Annotated in this window: 17 protein-coding genes; 5 read left to right on the plus strand and 12 right to left on the minus strand. The window is 69.2% G+C overall.

What is annotated here, in order from left to right; all coding sequences use genetic code 11:
* Positions 1-98: 98 nt before the first annotated feature.
* Genes B2869_RS08620 through B2869_RS08630 form a run of 3 tightly spaced genes read right to left on the minus strand, consistent with a single transcriptional unit; the run spans position 99 to position 3,285 of the window.
* The gene (locus tag B2869_RS08620) at positions 99-1,934 is read right to left on the minus strand and encodes a YhgE/Pip family protein (RefSeq protein WP_292765102.1); all 1,836 of its coding nucleotides are present in this window, start codon (positions 1,932-1,934) and stop codon (positions 99-101) included.
* Entirely contained in the window at positions 1,931-2,635 is a 705-nt protein-coding gene (locus B2869_RS08625) for a hypothetical protein (RefSeq protein WP_292765105.1), read from the minus strand. The genes B2869_RS08620 and B2869_RS08625 overlap by 4 nt, the downstream gene beginning before the upstream one ends.
* Positions 2,632-3,285: a TetR/AcrR family transcriptional regulator gene (locus B2869_RS08630; RefSeq protein ID WP_292765108.1), complete on the minus strand. Its 654-nt coding sequence runs from the start codon at positions 3,283-3,285 to the stop codon at positions 2,632-2,634. Before B2869_RS08630 ends, B2869_RS08625 begins: the two co-directional genes overlap by 4 nt.
* Positions 3,286-3,516: 231 nt before the next feature.
* Between B2869_RS08630 and B2869_RS08635 the strand changes: the two genes are divergently transcribed.
* Entirely contained in the window at positions 3,517-4,185 is a 669-nt protein-coding gene (locus B2869_RS08635; protein ID WP_292765111.1) for a GntR family transcriptional regulator, read from the plus strand.
* Between the two features lie 71 nt (positions 4,186-4,256).
* Here the strand turns inward: B2869_RS08635 and argG are convergent, their stop codons facing one another.
* Genes argG through B2869_RS08650 form a run of 3 tightly spaced genes read right to left on the minus strand, consistent with a single transcriptional unit; the run spans position 4,257 to position 6,387 of the window.
* Positions 4,257-5,702 (minus strand): argininosuccinate synthase, encoded by a 1,446-nt coding sequence (argG, locus tag B2869_RS08640; RefSeq protein WP_021200085.1) that lies wholly within the window; start codon positions 5,700-5,702, stop codon positions 4,257-4,259.
* A 54-nt stretch (positions 5,703-5,756) separates the two neighbouring features.
* The gene (locus B2869_RS08645; RefSeq protein ID WP_292765117.1) at positions 5,757-6,173 is read right to left on the minus strand and encodes a PIN domain-containing protein; all 417 of its coding nucleotides are present in this window, start codon (positions 6,171-6,173) and stop codon (positions 5,757-5,759) included.
* Positions 6,157-6,387 (minus strand): AbrB/MazE/SpoVT family DNA-binding domain-containing protein, encoded by a 231-nt coding sequence (locus B2869_RS08650; protein WP_292765120.1) that lies wholly within the window; start codon positions 6,385-6,387, stop codon positions 6,157-6,159. Before B2869_RS08650 ends, B2869_RS08645 begins: the two co-directional genes overlap by 17 nt.
* An 83-nt stretch (positions 6,388-6,470) precedes the next feature.
* Between B2869_RS08650 and B2869_RS08655 the strand changes: the two genes are divergently transcribed.
* Positions 6,471-6,956, plus strand: coding sequence for a hypothetical protein (locus B2869_RS08655; RefSeq protein ID WP_292765123.1), 486 nt, complete (start codon positions 6,471-6,473; stop codon positions 6,954-6,956).
* On the opposite strand, the gene B2869_RS08660 is transcribed toward B2869_RS08655, so the two are convergent.
* The gene (locus B2869_RS08660) at positions 6,944-8,209 is read right to left on the minus strand and encodes an MFS transporter (protein WP_292765127.1); all 1,266 of its coding nucleotides are present in this window, start codon (positions 8,207-8,209) and stop codon (positions 6,944-6,946) included. The two genes, B2869_RS08655 and B2869_RS08660, sit on opposite strands and share 13 nt — an antisense overlap.
* 194 nt (positions 8,210-8,403) lie before the next feature.
* On the opposite strand from B2869_RS08660, the gene B2869_RS08665 reads away from it, so the two are divergent.
* The gene (locus tag B2869_RS08665; protein ID WP_021200090.1) at positions 8,404-9,111 is read left to right on the plus strand and encodes a ZIP family metal transporter; all 708 of its coding nucleotides are present in this window, start codon (positions 8,404-8,406) and stop codon (positions 9,109-9,111) included.
* A gap of 38 nt (positions 9,112-9,149) precedes the next feature.
* Here the strand turns inward: B2869_RS08665 and B2869_RS08670 are convergent, their stop codons facing one another.
* On the minus strand, positions 9,150-9,557 hold the full coding sequence (locus B2869_RS08670) for a pyridoxamine 5'-phosphate oxidase family protein (protein WP_292765131.1): 408 nt from the start codon (positions 9,555-9,557) through the stop codon (positions 9,150-9,152).
* Positions 9,558-9,761: 204 nt separating this feature from the next.
* On the opposite strand from B2869_RS08670, the gene B2869_RS08675 reads away from it, so the two are divergent.
* Both B2869_RS08675 and B2869_RS08680 read left to right on the plus strand, forming a co-directional pair.
* Complete coding sequence (locus tag B2869_RS08675) at positions 9,762-10,733, plus strand: alpha/beta hydrolase (protein WP_021200092.1); 972 nt, start codon at positions 9,762-9,764, stop codon at positions 10,731-10,733.
* A 69-nt stretch (positions 10,734-10,802) separates the two neighbouring features.
* Positions 10,803-11,798 (plus strand): hypothetical protein, encoded by a 996-nt coding sequence (locus B2869_RS08680; protein WP_292765135.1) that lies wholly within the window; start codon positions 10,803-10,805, stop codon positions 11,796-11,798.
* Positions 11,799-11,836: 38 nt separating this feature from the next.
* Here B2869_RS08680 and B2869_RS08685 read toward each other — a convergent pair whose 3' ends face one another.
* The 4 genes from B2869_RS08685 to B2869_RS08700 form a co-directional block, all read right to left on the minus strand.
* Positions 11,837-12,940, minus strand: coding sequence for a hypothetical protein (locus B2869_RS08685; RefSeq protein WP_292765138.1), 1,104 nt, complete (start codon positions 12,938-12,940; stop codon positions 11,837-11,839).
* Positions 12,937-13,674, minus strand: coding sequence for a hypothetical protein (locus tag B2869_RS08690; RefSeq protein ID WP_292765140.1), 738 nt, complete (start codon positions 13,672-13,674; stop codon positions 12,937-12,939). Before B2869_RS08690 ends, B2869_RS08685 begins: the two co-directional genes overlap by 4 nt.
* Positions 13,671-14,723: a VWA domain-containing protein gene (locus tag B2869_RS08695; protein ID WP_292765143.1), complete on the minus strand. Its 1,053-nt coding sequence runs from the start codon at positions 14,721-14,723 to the stop codon at positions 13,671-13,673. Before B2869_RS08695 ends, B2869_RS08690 begins: the two co-directional genes overlap by 4 nt.
* Positions 14,720-15,592, minus strand: an 873-nt coding sequence (locus tag B2869_RS08700) for a VWA domain-containing protein (protein ID WP_292765146.1), incomplete at its 5' end; no start/stop codon positions are given. The genes B2869_RS08700 and B2869_RS08695, both read right to left, overlap by 4 nt.

The following is a 15,592-nucleotide window of genomic DNA, read 5'->3' on the forward strand; positions in this document are numbered from 1 at the left end:
GTTCCACCGAGCCCCAGCGCGCGTTTCAGGGCCGCGCCTTCGCATCATATCCGCACCGGCGCTCGCCACGAGGCGTTCCGCGACGAGCACCGGGTCGATCATCCGATCAGGCTCGGCTGCAGATCGCGCAGGGTGCGCCGATGTGTCATCCGCGTCACCCCGATCATCGCGAACAGCAGCGCGCTGACGAGCCACACGCCGAGCACGGCCAGATCCCCGCCGGCACGCGCGAAGTCGCCGCCGTACATCAGCTGTCGCATCGCATCGACGACGTAACCCAGCGGCAGCACGTGATGCAGGGCGGCGAGGGGAGCGGGCAGCGTCTGCCACGGGAACGTGCCGCCCGCGGTGACCAGTTGCAGCACCATAAGAACCAGGCCGAGGAACTGCCCGACCGATCCGAGCCAGACGTTCAGGGCGAGGATGATCGCCGCGAAGGTCGCCGACGCGAAGACCATGATGCCGAGCGTGCCGAGCGGATGGTCGAAGGTGAAGCCGAGCGTGATGGCGAGGATGCCCATCAACCCGAGCATCTGCACGGCACCGAGCATCGCCGGGGTCAGCCAGCCGGCCAGCGTGATGCGGATGGGGGAGTGCAGTGCGGTGATGGCGCGCCGGGAGATGGGCTTCACGATCAGGAAGAGGGCGTAGATGCCGATCCAGGCGGAGAGCGCGGCGAAGAAGGGGGCGAGTCCGGCACCGTAGTCCTCGGCGGAGGCGACCTTGTCGCTCGACACCTTGACCGGGTCGGCGATCGTGTCGGCCTGAAGCGAGCGCAGGTCGGGGGTGGAGGCGGGAATCGCGTCGACGCCCTGGGACAGTCCGTCGCGCAGCTCGGCCGTGCCGGAGGCGAGCGTGGCGAGTCCATCGCGCAGCTGAGAGGCACCGTCGTTCGCGGCGGAGGCACCCGTGGCGACCGCGCCGGCACCGGTGGCGAGTTCCGAGGCGCCCGAGGCGAGGGAGGCGGCACCGGCGGCGAGCTGGTCGACCTTGCCGACCGCGGCCTGCACCTGAGTGTTCCCCTCCTGCAGGCGAGCGCCGAGCGGATCGAGCGTGGCGAGCACCTGGTCGATCTCGTCGGGCGTGAGGCCCTGCTGCGTCAGGGCGTTCGCGATGTCGGTGCGCACCTGCGGCAGGGCGTTCGCGGCCTGCTGCACCGCGGATCCTGCACGGTCGGCGACATCGGCGAGCTGACGGTTGCCCGCGCTCACCTGCTGCGCGCCGTTCGCGAGGCTCTGCGCCCCCGTGGCCAGTTGCGCCGTGCCTTCGGCGAGTTTCGCCGTGCCTTCGGCGAGGGTGGAGCTGCCGGAAGCGGCGGTGCCGGCGCCGTCGGTGAGCTGCGTGGCGCCGTTCGTCGCCGTGATCAGCTTGTCGCGCACGTCGCTGAGGCCCGTGAGCAGGCGCTCTGCGGCCTGGCTGCCGACCATCTGGGCGACCGAGCTGCGGATCTTCTCCACGGCCTGCGTGCCCATCGATGAAGCGAGGTAGTTGTTCGCGTCGTTGGTCTCGAGGTCGATGCGCGCCTGGTGCGGGTCGCTTCCCGCGGCTGAGGTGAGGGCGGAGGAGAAGTCGGCCGGGATCGTCACGGTGAAGTCCACAGTGCCGTGTTTCAGGGCTTCGGAGGCTTCGTCGGCCGACATCAGCTGCCAGTCGAAGGCGTTGCCCTTGATGAGGTTCTCGGCCACGTCCTCGCCGTAGTTCACGGTCTCGCCGGTCGCGGGTTCGGTGCCGGTGGTGGGCGCGGGGGCGCCTTCGTCGTCGACCACGAGCGCGACAGGGACCTCGGGGAACTTCGCGTACGGATCCTGGTTCGCCCAGAGGTAGAGACCGCCGTAGAGGATCGGGACGCAGATCAACGCGACCAGGGCGATGATGCCCATACGGCTCGCGGTGAGTCGCCGCAGCTCGGCGGCGATCATGGCGGGAACCTTCATCGCGCATCTCCGTTCTCACTCGTGGCGGGCGTCTCGTCGGCGGCGGGAGATGCGGGCTCGTCGATCGCGAGCGGTTCGACAGGCCCGGAGGCGTTGATCGCGTCGAACTCCTGCATCCGCTCCAGGGCGATGGCTGCTGAGCCTCCGATGATCACGAGCATCGCGTAGCCGCGGTCCGCGAACTCGCTCGCGATGCGCCACCAGCCGTCGGGGCTTCCTCCGTGGCGGTCGGGCGACACGAGCACGATGCCCTCGACGCCGGATCGGAGCACCGCGAGTTCACACAGGATGCGCACGCGTGCGGCGGGATCGATGGAGCCGAACGGCACGCCGGCCAGCTCGGTGTAGCCGAGCCGCGCGAGCCAGCGTCGTGCGTGCAGCGGAGTGGCGCCGAGTCCGGCGAACATGAGCTCTTCCTCCACGACGCCGACGAGGGCGACGTCGGGGTGCGGGTCGCTGACGGCGGGGGCGTCGACCAGAGCCACGCGACGACGCAGTGCCTTCGGATCGTCGGCGGCGTCGATGCTCACGCGACCGGTGTCGGGGCGCATGCGACCGCTCGCGATGAGTCCGAGCACCGTCGGTCGCTGCTCCGTCTCGGCCAGGGCGAAGCGCACCGAGCCGGTGTGGAACTCGAGCGAGATCGCCGGGAGTGCTTGGCCGTTGCGGCCCTTGCTCACGTCGTGCAGAGAGATTCTCATGCCCGGTCCTCCGGGGTGTTCGGGGGTTCCGTCGGGGCTGCCGCGGATGTGGCGAGGTCGGGGTGCGATGCGAGCAGGTCGTCCGCTTCGCGCCAGGAGAGTCCGGCGACGCTCAGCACTGTCCGCACGGCGAGGTCGGCGGCCCCCGAGTTGGCCGCATCCGTGCGGGAGATGACCGTGCGCGCCATCTCTTCGATGAGGCGCGCAAGGGTGGGGGCGGCGAGGTCGGTGCGGAAGCTGCCGTCGTCCTGTCCCCGGCGCACGAGCGCTGCCACAGTGCGGCGCAGGGGAGCGAGCGCGGTGGCGGTGTGTTCGACGTGCGTCTCATCGAGAGCGAGGGCGGCGGCCACCTGCACGTGCGCGGCTTCGTGCCAGAGGTGGGCGGCGAGGCGGGCGAGGGCGAGGCGGGCGTCGGTGTCGTCGATCGAGGCGGCGATGGCGTTGAACCGCTGCGCGCCGCTGGAGATGAGTTCGCGGATGAGGGCGTCGCGATCGTCGAAGTGTCCGTACAGGGTGCGTCGCGAGAGCCCGGCGCTGCGCGCGATGACGTCGACGGAGGCGTGCGGGTGCAGCGCCAGGGTCGCGCGGGCGGCGGAGAGGATGCCGGCGCGATTCTCGACGGCGTCGCGACGAGGTGCACGGGTGGTCATGAGTTCACGATAGGGATCATGCACATGAATGTGCAAGGTATGGCGTGCGGATTCGTGGAGAGCGCCCAGGCAGGCGTACAGCGCTGATCGAGGACTGCTGTGTTATGTTACGCGTTGCGCGCTGGCGCGCACGGGGGATCGCACCGGTTCCGGACACGGGGGTTGTTCGGTTCGCGCGTGCCGACCGTTTCGAGTGGTGGGGGACCCGCTGTGGTCGAGGGAGGGTGTGATTTGGCACGCATCGATGTGGCGCTCGAGCGCAGGACGATGAGCGAGGACGTCTATCGGCGGTTGCGAGATGCGATCGTGGACGGTGAGTTGCGACCGGGGGAACGCCTTCGCGATACCGATCTGGCGGAAGATCTGGGCACCTCCAAGACGCCCGTGCGTCATGCGCTGGCGCGCCTGGCGGAACAGGGGCTCGTCGAGATGCAGCGAAATCGCTTCACGCGTGTGGCGCCGCTCGACCTGGACCGGATCCGCGACGCGATCGCGCTGTTCGGTGACATCTGGATCGGATCGGTGCGGCATGCGATGCCGCTCGTCGGACAGGATGACGTCAGCTACCTCGTCGACCTGACGGAGGACATGTCAGACGCGGCGGGTGAGCGCGACGTCCTGGCCTACGGCGTGGCTCTGCGTGCCATCGCCATCGGCTTCGCTCGTCTCGAGGGCAATGCCACGCGGGCGTCCGTGATCGAGTTGCTCGGGCCGCAGATCCGGCGCTTCACGCAGCATGCCGCCGGCTGGTTCGATTGGGTCGCGAGCGAGCGGTCCACCCTCGAGATCAGGGACGCCATCGTCTGCCGAGATGCGACGCAGGTGCGCGCGGCCCTCGTGACCCTGTTCGACGAGGTGCTTCCCGGCATCATCGACCGGACGGAGGTCGGAGACCGCTGAGGCAGGACGGGGTCCGAATACACGATGCGCCGACACCCGAGGGTGCCGGCGCATCGGTGTCGGTCGATATGTCAGTCCGTGCCGGAGTCGAAGGCCGCGCCTTCGGACGCCGAGTCGACGGCGTCGGCCAGCGTCTCGTCGGCTTCGGAGATCGACCCGTGGACGGACTCGGTGATCTCGCTCGACTCGCCGGCGGTGACGCGGCCGACGAGCTCGCCGGTCGCACCGCCCACGAGACCGAGGCCGGCGTACTGCTCGAGGCGTGCGCGGGAGTCGGCGATGTCGAGGTTGCGCATCGTGAGCTGGCCGATGCGGTCGACCGGGCCGAAGGCCGCATCGCCGACGCGCTCCATCGACAGCTTCTCGGGGCCGTAGGAGAGGTTCGGCGAGACGGTGTCGAGGATCGTCCAGTCGTCGCCGCGGCGCAGGCGGATCGTGACCGTGCCCGAGATGGTGAGCCCGACCCAGCGCTGGATCGACTCGCGCAGCATGAGCGACTGCGGCTCGAGCCAGCGGCCCTCGTACATCAGACGGCCGAGGCGGCGACCCTGCTCGTGGTAGGTCGCGAGGGTGTCTTCGTTCAGGATGCCGTTGACCAGGCGCTCGTAGGCGATGAACAACAGCGACATGGCCGGAGCTTCGTAGATGCCGCGCGACTTCGCCTCGATGATGCGGTTCTCGATCTGGTCGCTCATGCCGAGGCCGTGGCGACCGCCGATCGTGTTCGCCTCCATGACGAGGGCGACCGGGTCGGAGTACTCGACACCGTTGATGGCGACGGGGCGGCCGGCCTCGAACGTGACGGTGACGTCTTCGGTCTCGATCGCGACGGACGGGTCCCAGAACTTCACGCCCATGATCGGGTCGACGGTCTCGAGCGAGACGTCGAGGTGCTCGAGCGTCTTGGCCTCGTGCGTCGCGCCCCAGATGTTGGCGTCGGTCGAGTAGGCCTTCTCGGCGGAGTCACGGTACGGGAAATCGCGGGCGACGAGCCAGTCGCTCATCTCCTTGCGGCCGCCCAGCTCGGTGACGAAGTCGGCGTCGAGCCACGGCTTGTAGATGCGCAGGCGCGGGTTGGCGAGCAGGCCGTAGCGGTAGAACCGCTCGATGTCGTTGCCCTTGTAGGTAGAGCCGTCGCCCCAGATGTCGACGCCGTCCTCCTTCATGGCGCGTACCAGCATGGTGCCGGTGACCGCGCGGCCGAGGGGCGTCGTGTTGAAGTAGGTCTTGCCGCCGGAGCGGATGTGGAAGGCGCCGCAGGAGAGGGCGACGAAGCCCTCTTCGACCAGGGCGGTCTTGCAGTCGATCAGGCGCGAGGCCTCGGCGCCGTACTCGAGCGCGCGGCCGGGGATCGAGGCGATGTCGTCTTCGTCGTACTGGCCGAGGTCGCCGGTATACGTGAAGGGAACCGCGCCCTTCTCGCGCATCCACGCGACGGCGACGGAGGTGTCGAGTCCTCCGGAGAAGGCGATGCCGACGCGCTCGCCGACGGGCAGGGACTGGAGGACCTTGGACATGCTTCCCAGTCTATCGGCGGGCGGCGTGTCGCCCCGTGTCGCATGACGGTGGCTTCAGGCGAGGAGCACTTCGACCCGCAACGCGGCATACGTGCCCAGGGCGCGGCGGTCGCACGTGAGGAGCGGGACGGCCGCATCGCGTGCGGCCAGGCCGACGAGCCCGTCGTAGACGGATCCTCCGGCTATACCGGCGTTGGCGAAGGTCGTGATCGCGGCCTTCGCTGATGCAGGTGAGAGCGGTGCGAAGGCGGGAAAGGATCGCTCGATGATCTCGCGCGCACGGCCGGGGCTGACGCGCGCCGCACCCGGCATACGCGTCAGTACCGAGTAGCTCTCGATCGCCGCGTGACCGGCGAGCCCGATGACACGGTCGTGCGTGAGTTCGAGGACGCGTTCGTGCGCGGGATTCCTGTCGTGGACCAGTGCGATCGCGGCGCTGGTGTCGAGGAGGAGGTCAGCGCTGATCGGCAAGTCGCAGCTCCCGGATGTCATCCACCGTGAGGGTGGGGCCGCCCGTGATGATGAGACGCCCATCCTTCTCGGTGAGGTTGTCCGGGGCATCGATCTCGATCCGGATGCCGTTGCCGTCGAGGATGAGATCGACCGGACCCGGGATCAGTCCGACGCGCTCGCGCAGCGCGGCCGGGATGACGATCCGCCCTGCCTTGTCCATGGTTGCTCTCATGCCAGGACGATACCATTTGAATGGCACGAACGGATGCTTCGTATCGGCGGTGCGTGCGCGGGGCCGGCCGATACATTGCTCTGATGCAGAGATCACCCTCGCGCAGAATGTGGTGGTTCATCGCGGGAGGCGTGATTCTCGCTGTGCTTCTCGTCGTGGCGTTCCAGGCCTTCCGCGGATCGACACTCGCGCGGCAGGACATGGCCGCACATCTGACGTTCCCCGCGACGTATCAAGGCTTCCAGGAGGCCTCGGAAACCGCCGCGTTCATTCTCAACGAAGACGGCACCGCCGAGGTGTCGGCGTTGATGCTCGGGTCCGGGGAGCGGAAGCTCGATGACGGACGCGTGTGTCTCGACGGCGACGTGATCCCGGTTACGGGGAAGGCGAGCTGGTGGACGGACGATGCAGGCGGGGTCGTCATCGAGGCTGGCGAACGGCTGACGCGCTTCAGCCAGGACGATCCGCTGTTCACGGGCTGGGGCTGGGGGAAGGTGTACGTCCTGACCCCCTGCACCGAGGAGTACACAGCGACGTTCGTCACTCCGAACGCCGACTACTCCGGCTGAGGGACATCCTCGTGTCGCGCCACGCGCAGCGGCGAGAACAGGACGATCATCGACGCCACGAGGAAGACGACCACACTCACCCCGATCGTCACGCGGTAGCCGAAGACGGTCGCGAGGCCACCGGCGATCAACGCTCCGACGAGGAAGGTGATGCGGTTCACGGTGCGGATCGATGCGTTCAGCCGTCCCTGCATCTTGTCGGGGGCCACCGCCTGGCGGTATCCCATCTCGTTCGGATCCTCCAGCCCCATCCCGAGGCCGAACAGGAACTGCCCCACACCCAGAGGGATGGCGACGACGAGGAGCGTCGCGTTCTCGGCGTGCGGGATGACGAGCACCGCCGTCCACGCGAGTGCCGAGAGCAGGCGCCCGGCGAGGACCGCGCCGCCGACTCCGAACCGGCGACCCGCTGTGGGGGCGAGGAGTGCCCCGATCAGGCCGCCGAGCCCACCCATCGCGAGAACGATGCCGAACAGCAGTGCACCGACGTCGAGCTCTCGCAGCACGTACGGCGTGAATGCCGTCAGCGCGATGCTGTTGCCGAGGAACCAGACGTTCACCGACACCGCCATGGGCGCGAGAGTGCGGTGGGAGTATGTCCAGCGCAGACCCTCCATGATGTCGTGTCCGAGGTGCCGGCCATCGGTGCGGCGTGGGGCTTTCACCTCCTCGACACGGATGCGGCTCAGGAGGACGGCGTTCACGACGTACGCGACGGCATCGATCAAGATGGCGAACGGTGCCCCCAGCCAGCCGACGAGTGCGCCGCCGAAGGCCTGCCCCGTCGTCTGGGCGACGGTGCCGGCTTGACCGAGTCTCGCATTCGCGGCGAGCAGCTGATCGCGGCGGACGAGGCGGGGCAGCATCGGCTGCGCAGCGGAATCGGCGATGAGCGTGAGCGCGCCGTAGAGCAGGAGCAGCGCGCCGAACGACCACACGGAAAGGGTCCCCGTGAACCACAGCACGGGCACGAGACCCAGCGTGAGCGCGCGGCCGATGCTCGCGAGGACCATGGCGGGCTTGCGTCGCCAGCGGTCCATCAGGGCGCCGACGATGAGCCCGAACAGCAGGTACGGCACGACGTTCGCGGCGTTGAGCAGGCCGATCTCGAACGGAGATGCCCCCAGCGTCGAGACGATCAGGACCTGGAAGGCGACGGCGGTCACGGAGCCCGTGAACGCGCCGAGAGTCGACGACGACCAGAAGAGAGCGAATGCCGGGACGCGCAGCACCTCCATCGGTCTGTCGTGCATCGCCGCCTCGCTCCCGTTCTCGTCATCCTATGCGTCCGCGGTACGGGTGCCGTGCGAAAACGGAGGAGCATCGACCGCGACTCGGAGCGTCGTGAGGCGGCGCTCCGATGGGGGCGCGACACGTCTCCGTTTTGGCCGGGGCCGTGCCGGGTGAGGCGCGATGAAGTGGGAGAGTAGGCGCACGGAGGTCGGACATGGGCGAAGCAGTCCTGTGGGGTGTGGTCGCGGCGGCGCCGCTGTTCATCGGTGCGGTGCTCGCACTGCTGCGCACGTGGCCGCCGCGCTGGCTCGGCATCGTGCTGGGCTTCGGCGCCGGCGCGCTCATGGCGTCGATCGCCTTCGAGCTGTGGGAGGAGGGGCTCGATCTCGCCGGTCCTGTCCCCCTCGTGGTCGGTGTCGCGGCGGGAGCGATCAGCTACTACATCGCCGACCGCATCCTCGACGCCAGGGCCGCGAAGACCAAGGAGCAGGCGGGCGGGGGGCAGCTCGCCGTCGGCGCTCTGCTCGACGGCATCCCGGAGCAGCTGGTGCTCGGCATCGGTCTCGCCTCCGGGGAACCGGTCAGCATCGCGCTCGTGGTCGCCATCCTGGTCTCGAACCTGCCCGAATCGATCGGCTCGGCCGCCGACCTGCTCGAAGGCGGCATGGCGAAATCGCGGGTGCTGCTGCTCTGGGCGGGTGTCGCGGTGCTCTGCGCGGCCGCGACCGTCGCGGGCTTCGGTCTCGCGAGCATCACCGGCGATGAGTTCCGTTCGGCGGCGAGTGGTTTCGCCGCCGGCGCCCTGCTCGTGATGCTGGTCGATTCGATGATCCCCGAGGCGCAGTCCAAGGCCAAGGAATCGACAGGACTCGCGACCGTGCTGGGCTTCGCGCTCGCCGCCGGCCTGGCCCTCGCATCCTGAGCGACTGAGCGACGACGCAGATCACCCGGAGAGGGCGCTCAGTCCCTGCCGCGGAACTGGTCCCGTCGCACGGTACGGCCGGTGATGCTCTCGATGCGGAACGACAGCGGAAGGCTCCGATCCTCCCCCGCCCACGGATGCACGCGCGCGGCGTCACCCGCCGCTTCGTCGTCGGGGACCCGCGAGAGGGGACCATGCAGCAGCACGCTCCATGCCGTGTTGCCGAGGGGGTCGTGGTAGTCCACCTCGAACGCGACCGGGAGCGGCTCGGAGGTCAGGGCGGCCAACACGCCGTCCGGGGCGGTGCGAAGAAGCAGGTCGTGACCGGAGACCGCGAAGTTCACGGGAAGGATCTGCACCCGGTCCTCATGGACGAAGCCGATCCGGCCGATCGTGGTGGTGGACAGCAGTTCGTAGGACTGCTGCTCGTCGAGTGCTCGAATCATGCGCGCATCCCTTCCCTTCGGCGCCAGGCTATCCAGGGCGGCACGCGCCATCAAGGGAGTCATGCGACGCCGGAGCGGAACAGCCCGCCATCCGGCGGATCGGAGACGTCGGATCCGCCCGCGCTGGCGGGTTACTCTCGGGAGCGGCGTGCGGGAGGCTGGCGGAACACCGCCGCGATGGTGGCCGAGGACAAAGGAGTTCCGATGACTGACACGACCCTGGCGCGACCGCCGTTCGATCCCGAGCTCGAGGCTGCTCTCGCCCTCGTCGGCGACCAGCTGCCGTCGACACTGACGCCCGAGATGATCCCGCTGATGCGCCAGTCGCCGGTGAGCGGCGACCAGGAGATCTTCACCGTGCTCGACGACCGCGGCTTCACGCGCCGTGACGTCACGATCGCCGGATACGACGGAGGCGAGATCGTCCTGTCCGTGATCGAGAAGGAGGGCCGGACCGGCACCGGTCCGGGCTTCTTCCACACCCACGGTGGCGGCATGATCATCGGCAACCGCTGGCTCGGTGTGGTCGGCTTCCTCGACTGGGCGGAGCGCTACGACGGCGTGATCGTCACGGTCGAGTATCGGCTCGCCCCCGAGTTCCCCGACCCGTATCCGGTGGAGGATTGCTACGCGGGTCTGCTGTGGACCGCCGAGCATGCCGAGGAGCTCGGGATCGACCTGTCGCGCCTGCTGATCGGCGGCGGCAGCGCCGGGGGAGGCCTGGCTGCGGGCACCGCGCTGCTCGCCCGTGACCGGAAGGGCCCCGAGCTGATCGGCCAGCTGCTCATCTACCCGATGCTCGACGACCGAGACGAGTCGGTGTCCACCCGGCAGATCGACGGGATCGGGGTCTGGGATCGCGGGTCGAACGTGACCGGATGGACGGCGTTGCTCGGCGACCGCAAGGGTACCGACGACGTCTCGATCTATGCCGCTCCCGCGCGGGCGACCGATCTGAGCGGACTGCCCCCGGCGTTCATCGATTGCGGCAGCGCAGAGGTGTTCCGCGACGAGGATGTCGCCTATGCCACGAAGCTCTGGGAAGCCGGGGTCCAGGCCGAGCTGCACGTGTGGGCCGGCGGCTTCCACGGCTTCGACATGTTCGCCCCGCACGCCGCCGTCGCTCAGGCCATGCTCGCCGCGCGGGACAACTGGGTGAACCGCCTGCTCTCCTGAGTCCGGATTCCACCCTCCGGGGCCGCGCGCCGACCCCGTAGGGTGGAATCCCCGCGCGATGGAGCCGACATGCAAGATCTGCTGGGGCGTCTCACCGCCCTCGACCCGGATGCCAGCGAGACGCTCAAAGTCGTCAGCTACTTCGATGCCCTCGTCGCCCGCTCCGTGGGTGTGGAGAGCATGCTGCGGGGTGCGGCGGTGCTGAGCGGTGCGACCGTCGGCCAGCGCGACGGCCGGCACATCGTGCGCGTGCGGGCAGATGGGGTGCGCATCGATCCCGTCGAGCCGTCCCCGTCCTGGCCCGTCCGGGAGAGCGGGCCGGATGCCGTCGCCTGGATCGAGCGGGAGGGCGATGCGCATTCGAACGACGCGATGATCCTGGAGCGGCTCAGCCTCGCCCTCGGCATCATCCGGGCGCGACGCACGGTCGGCCCCGAGAGCGCGGTCGAACTCGCCATCAGTTCCTACGCCGGTGCCGAGGAGCGGGCCGCTGCGCTGCCGCGGCTCCGGCTCTCCGCGAGCATGCTGCGACTGGTCGCGTCACCCCCGGACCCCGCACCGTCCCCGACGCACCCCTCAGCCGTGGTCGCCACCCGGCACGGACTCACGCGCGCGACGATCATCGACACGCAGACGGACGTGCGAGAAGTCTGGCCCGAGACCGCTGCTCTGCGGTTGGGCGTCGGTCTCGCCGGAGAGGGAGACCAGCTTCCCCAGTCGTGGGCATCGGCTCTCGTCGCCGTGCGTCTGACGAGTCCGGGCGAGCCGGTGGTCGATGCGGCCGACCTCGGAGCGCTGCTTCTCATCGCCGATGCCGCCGAGTCGAGCCCGTTGCACCCGGATGCCGCCGCGCTCGCGGCCCTCGACGCCCGTAGTCGGGAGGTCCTCGACGCGGTCGCCGAAGAGCAGAGCGTGCGCGCCGCCGCCACGCGTCTCGGCCGCCACCATTCCAGTGTGCAGGAGCGTCTGACGGTGCTGGTGGAGACTCTGGGCTACGACCCGCGCACCTCCCGCGGCCACGCCCGCTACGTGCTGGCCCGGATGCTGCTGACGCTCGGCCCCTGACGCGCGGCCCACGGCACCGGCACCGCTCCGGCGCCGTCTCACTCGAAGCCGGGGTACTCCTGCAGCTTCGTCTGGAACTCCTCGCGATCGGCTTCGCTCAGCACTCCGCTGGCGATCACGGTCAGCTGCAGGCCTTCGAGGGGTTCGCCGGTGCGGGCGTTCTGTGCCTCGCGGGCGGCCAGGAATCCGCCGTCCCGATCGTTCGAGAGGTCGTTGATGGTGGCGTAGAAACGCAGCGGATCGGGGAAGTTCTCGGTGTAGTACTCCCACGTCGTCTGCGTGCGCGGGTCGTCGCTGCCGTAGAGCTTCGCGATCATCGCGGGGTCGATTCCCGAGACCGAGGGATCGTTGAAGGAGTAGAGGTCCCACAGTCCGTGCTCGACGACGACCTCGTTGATGACACGCATCACGTCGAGCTTGCGCTCGTCATCCTGGATCGGTTCGTTCGTCGCCCACGCCGCGGAGGTGAATTCGACGAGCATCGACTCGCCGCCGTAGCCGTTGCGTTCCGGACGCAGGTCGTCGTCGCCCACCTGCACCCAGGTGTAGCCGAACTCGTCGGTGAGTCGCGTGCGGATGTCGGCGAACATGGTCTCGGCCTGCGCACGCACCTCTTCGAGCGACTGCTGCGAGAGGGTCTGCTGGGGGTCGGTGCCCTTGATCGCGGGATAGGCCTCCGCGTGCTTCTGCGCGGCCGTCTTCGTACCCTCGTAGTTGCCGGAGGCTGAGGTCTGCAGGGCACTCATGCCGCCCACGGTGGCGACGTTGAACAGGATCGCCACGACGAGCGCGATCGCCCCCAGCTTCCGTCCGCGTGCCGAGAACAGGGCGGCCGCGATGACCGCGACCACGACGAGCTGCAGGGCGAGCATCGTGACGCCGTAGAGCAGGTCGGTGCCGCCGGCGATCAGCGTCCCGAGCAGGATCAGCGCGAAGAGGATGGAAGTGGTGAGGGCGATCCAACCGAGAGCGTTCGCCGGCTTCCTCGGCTCTTCCACCGGGGCGATCGTCGCCACGCTCGGGCGCGGTGCGGATCCGGACGCATCGCGCCGCGCTCCTCGGTAGCCGCCGGGTGGGGGGACGGGCGGAGCGCCCTCTGTGCCCGCGATGTAGCGCGCGCGTTGCCTCTCGTGATCGCTCACCACGGCTTCTCCGTCCCCGAACCGCCCTGGTCGTCGCCCTGCTGCTGATCGCGTTCCTGTGTACCCTGCTCGAGCTTGTCCTGCAGGCCCTTCAGCTTGTCCTCCGACGGCTGCTCCTTCTCCCCCGGTTGCGGCTGGGGTGACGGCTGCTCCTCCTCCTGCTGCTTCTGCTTGAGACGGTCGGCGGTGCCGTCGAGAGAATCGGCCATGTCGCGCTGCGGGTCGGACGACTGCTGCCGGGCCTCTTCGCTGCGGCACTCCTCCGGCGTCTCGACCGTGATCGTGAGCGCCTCGCCGTAGAGCGCAACAGCGCCCGCGCCGTCGCCGTCCGCGCGTGCGGCGTCACCCATGCGCTCGACCACCAGGGCGAGATTGATCCGTACCCCGCATACCTCCAGTCCGGTGGCGAGGTCGAGTGCCCTTTCGAGCTCGGCCCGCGCCTCCGGCAGCTGCTCCGCCGCACCGAGCGAGGTGCCGATGTTGAACGGCGCCTTGTACGGCTCGAACCAGTTCAGGAGGTCTTGTCCGCGTGCGGATGCCTCCGACCCGGCGAAGTCGTCCACCACGTAGGCGGTGATGGCCTGATGTGCGAAGGCGTACATGCTCAGCAGCTTGCCCACGAACAGGAGCGCGGCGAGGGTGAGCGGAATCGTCCCGATCGCGACCCAGCGGCGGACGCTGCGACGACGGCGGTTGGACCGGAGGAGGGCGGCGGCGTCGTGAGACGAGGTCACGAGATCCCTCCCTGCTCTGTGCCGCGCTGTCGTGGCGCGCGCAGCTGCCGAAGTCGCGCGATCAGCAGGGCGGCACGCGTGAGCTCCACGCCGAGGATGGCCAGGGCGACGAGCGCCGCGATCCAGTAGAGCTCGATGACGTTGCCGACCTCGCCCGAATCGGCGTAGTCGGTGGTGGTCGACGGGGCCTCGGGGAGGGAGGGGGCGGCATCCGCCGTCCGAGTCGCGTACGTGACCCCGAGCTGGTCGGCGATCGTCTCGAGGTTCGACTCGTCGATCACCGAGAGAGCGTCGGCGCCCTGGTACTGGATGTAGTCGCCGCCCTGATCCGAGATGCCGCCCGTGGTGATGCGCATGGGCCCACCCTCGGCGGTGCCGTAGCCGAACACGGCTCCCGAATCGGTGTACTTCTCGCTCGCGCTGAACGACTCCGGCGCGGTGTCGACCGTCTGCTCCCCGTCGCCGAAGTAGAAAACCATGCGCGAGCGGTCGGGAGACGATTCGGCTGCCGAGGCGAGGGTTTCCGACAGCAGGGGGGCGGCGATGCCGATCGAGCTGCCGCGTGACTGGCTGGTGACCTCGGGGCGCAGCACCCCGAGGGAACCCAGGAGTGCCGTGGTGTCCGTGGTCAGCGGCATCCTCAGCTCGGCCGCGGCATCCGAGGTGATGAGGGCGAAGCGCGCTCCCGGATACTCCTCCACCAGAGCGCGCACGTCTGCACGGATGCCGTCGAGCCGCGGTTCGCCGTCATCCCAGTCCTCAGCCACGATGCTCGCCGTCGTGTCGACCACGAGCACGATGTCGGTATCCGTCGCGAGGGTCTGGGTCGCTCCCCCGGGGATGCCCGGACGCATGAGCATCGCGAAGCAGGCGAGCACCAGAAGCAGCCGCATGGCCCACAGGGCACGATGCCCGGCCAGCGCGCGACGATCGGTGATCGGCACCCCGGCGGACTTCGGCGGACGCACCAGCACCCAGACGGCGGCGACGGCGACGGGGGCGCATAGAAGAACGACGAGCAGCGGGTTGAGCACGGGTTGGAGGATCACAGTCGCACCCTCCACAGCACCACGACGAAGCCGAGCAGGCAGATCGAGAGCAGCACGATCCACAGGTTCGGGGTGTCGGTCCAGACCACCTGCGCCTCCCCGCGCAACTCGGTCGCCTCCTGTTCCTGCACCTGGGTGACGATGTCGGAGACGGTGGTCGTGTCGCGCAGGCCGAATGCGGCGCCGCCCGTCGCCTCGGCCGCAGCGCTCAGCTCGGCGCTGACGTCGGCATCCTTGCCCTGGACGGGGTTCAGCGCGAAGACGCGCACGTCCTTCGAGGCGGCATAGGCGGCGGCCTCGTCGAGCGTGACGATCGAGGCGCCGTTGACCTCGTTGTCGGTGGCGAAGATCACAGAGCGTGAGCGCTCGGCGTCCGGGTTGTCGAAACCCATCGTGCAGGCGGCGAGACCGTCGCCGATCAGGGAGGCGCCGTCGCCGTTGAGGGTGCCGACCCAGTGCTCCGGGACCTGATCGACGTAGTCGAAGCTCCGCGTCATGCTCTCGATGTGCTCGCGCACGAAGTCGTAGTCGTCGGTCAGGGGGAAGATCTGCACGGGGGAGCTGTTGAAGATCGTCAGTCCGATGCGTTCGCCCTCGAAGCTGTCCAGAAGCTCGTCGAAGACGTTCAGCACCTCCACGTCGACCTCGGTCATGGAACCGGAGACGTCAAGGCACAGCATGATGTCTCGGCTGGTGTTGACGGGCTGGATCGTCTGCGCCGACATCGGCCGCGCAGCCACCACCCCCGCGACGATGGCGGCGGTCGCGCCGAGGGCGAGGATGCCGGACAGCGCGAGTGCTCTCCGCGTCAGCGCGCGGCGGAAGGAGGGCAGCGCGCGCACGCGCTCAGCACGGGCGATGCGCGCGGC

It is taken from the genome of Microbacterium sp. UBA3486, assembly GCF_002377845.1.
Lineage (GTDB): Bacteria > Actinomycetota > Actinomycetes > Actinomycetales > Microbacteriaceae > Microbacterium > Microbacterium maritypicum_A.

Bases quoted from the DNA above. Each gene is read 5' to 3' on its own strand.
- B2869_RS08650 (WP_292765120.1), bottom strand. From the start codon at position 6,387: ATGAGAGCAACCATGGACAAGGCAGGGCGGATCGTCATCCCGGCCGCG.
- B2869_RS08680 (WP_292765135.1), top strand. From the start codon at position 10,803: ATGCAAGATCTGCTGGGGCGTCTCACCGCCCTCGACCCGGATGCCAGC.
- B2869_RS08660 (WP_292765127.1), bottom strand. From the start codon at position 8,209: ATGCACGACAGACCGATGGAGGTGCTGCGCGTCCCGGCATTCGCTCTC.
- B2869_RS08655 (WP_292765123.1), top strand. From the start codon at position 6,471: ATGCAGAGATCACCCTCGCGCAGAATGTGGTGGTTCATCGCGGGAGGC.
- B2869_RS08675 (WP_021200092.1), top strand. From the start codon at position 9,762: ATGACTGACACGACCCTGGCGCGACCGCCGTTCGATCCCGAGCTCGAG.
- B2869_RS08665 (WP_021200090.1), top strand. From the start codon at position 8,404: ATGGGCGAAGCAGTCCTGTGGGGTGTGGTCGCGGCGGCGCCGCTGTTC.
- B2869_RS08620 (WP_292765102.1), bottom strand. From the start codon at position 1,934: ATGAAGGTTCCCGCCATGATCGCCGCCGAGCTGCGGCGACTCACCGCG.
- B2869_RS08670 (WP_292765131.1), bottom strand. From the start codon at position 9,557: ATGATTCGAGCACTCGACGAGCAGCAGTCCTACGAACTGCTGTCCACC.
- B2869_RS08625 (WP_292765105.1), bottom strand. From the start codon at position 2,635: ATGAGAATCTCTCTGCACGACGTGAGCAAGGGCCGCAACGGCCAAGCA.
- argG (WP_021200085.1), bottom strand. From the start codon at position 5,702: ATGTCCAAGGTCCTCCAGTCCCTGCCCGTCGGCGAGCGCGTCGGCATC.
- B2869_RS08630 (WP_292765108.1), bottom strand. From the start codon at position 3,285: ATGACCACCCGTGCACCTCGTCGCGACGCCGTCGAGAATCGCGCCGGC.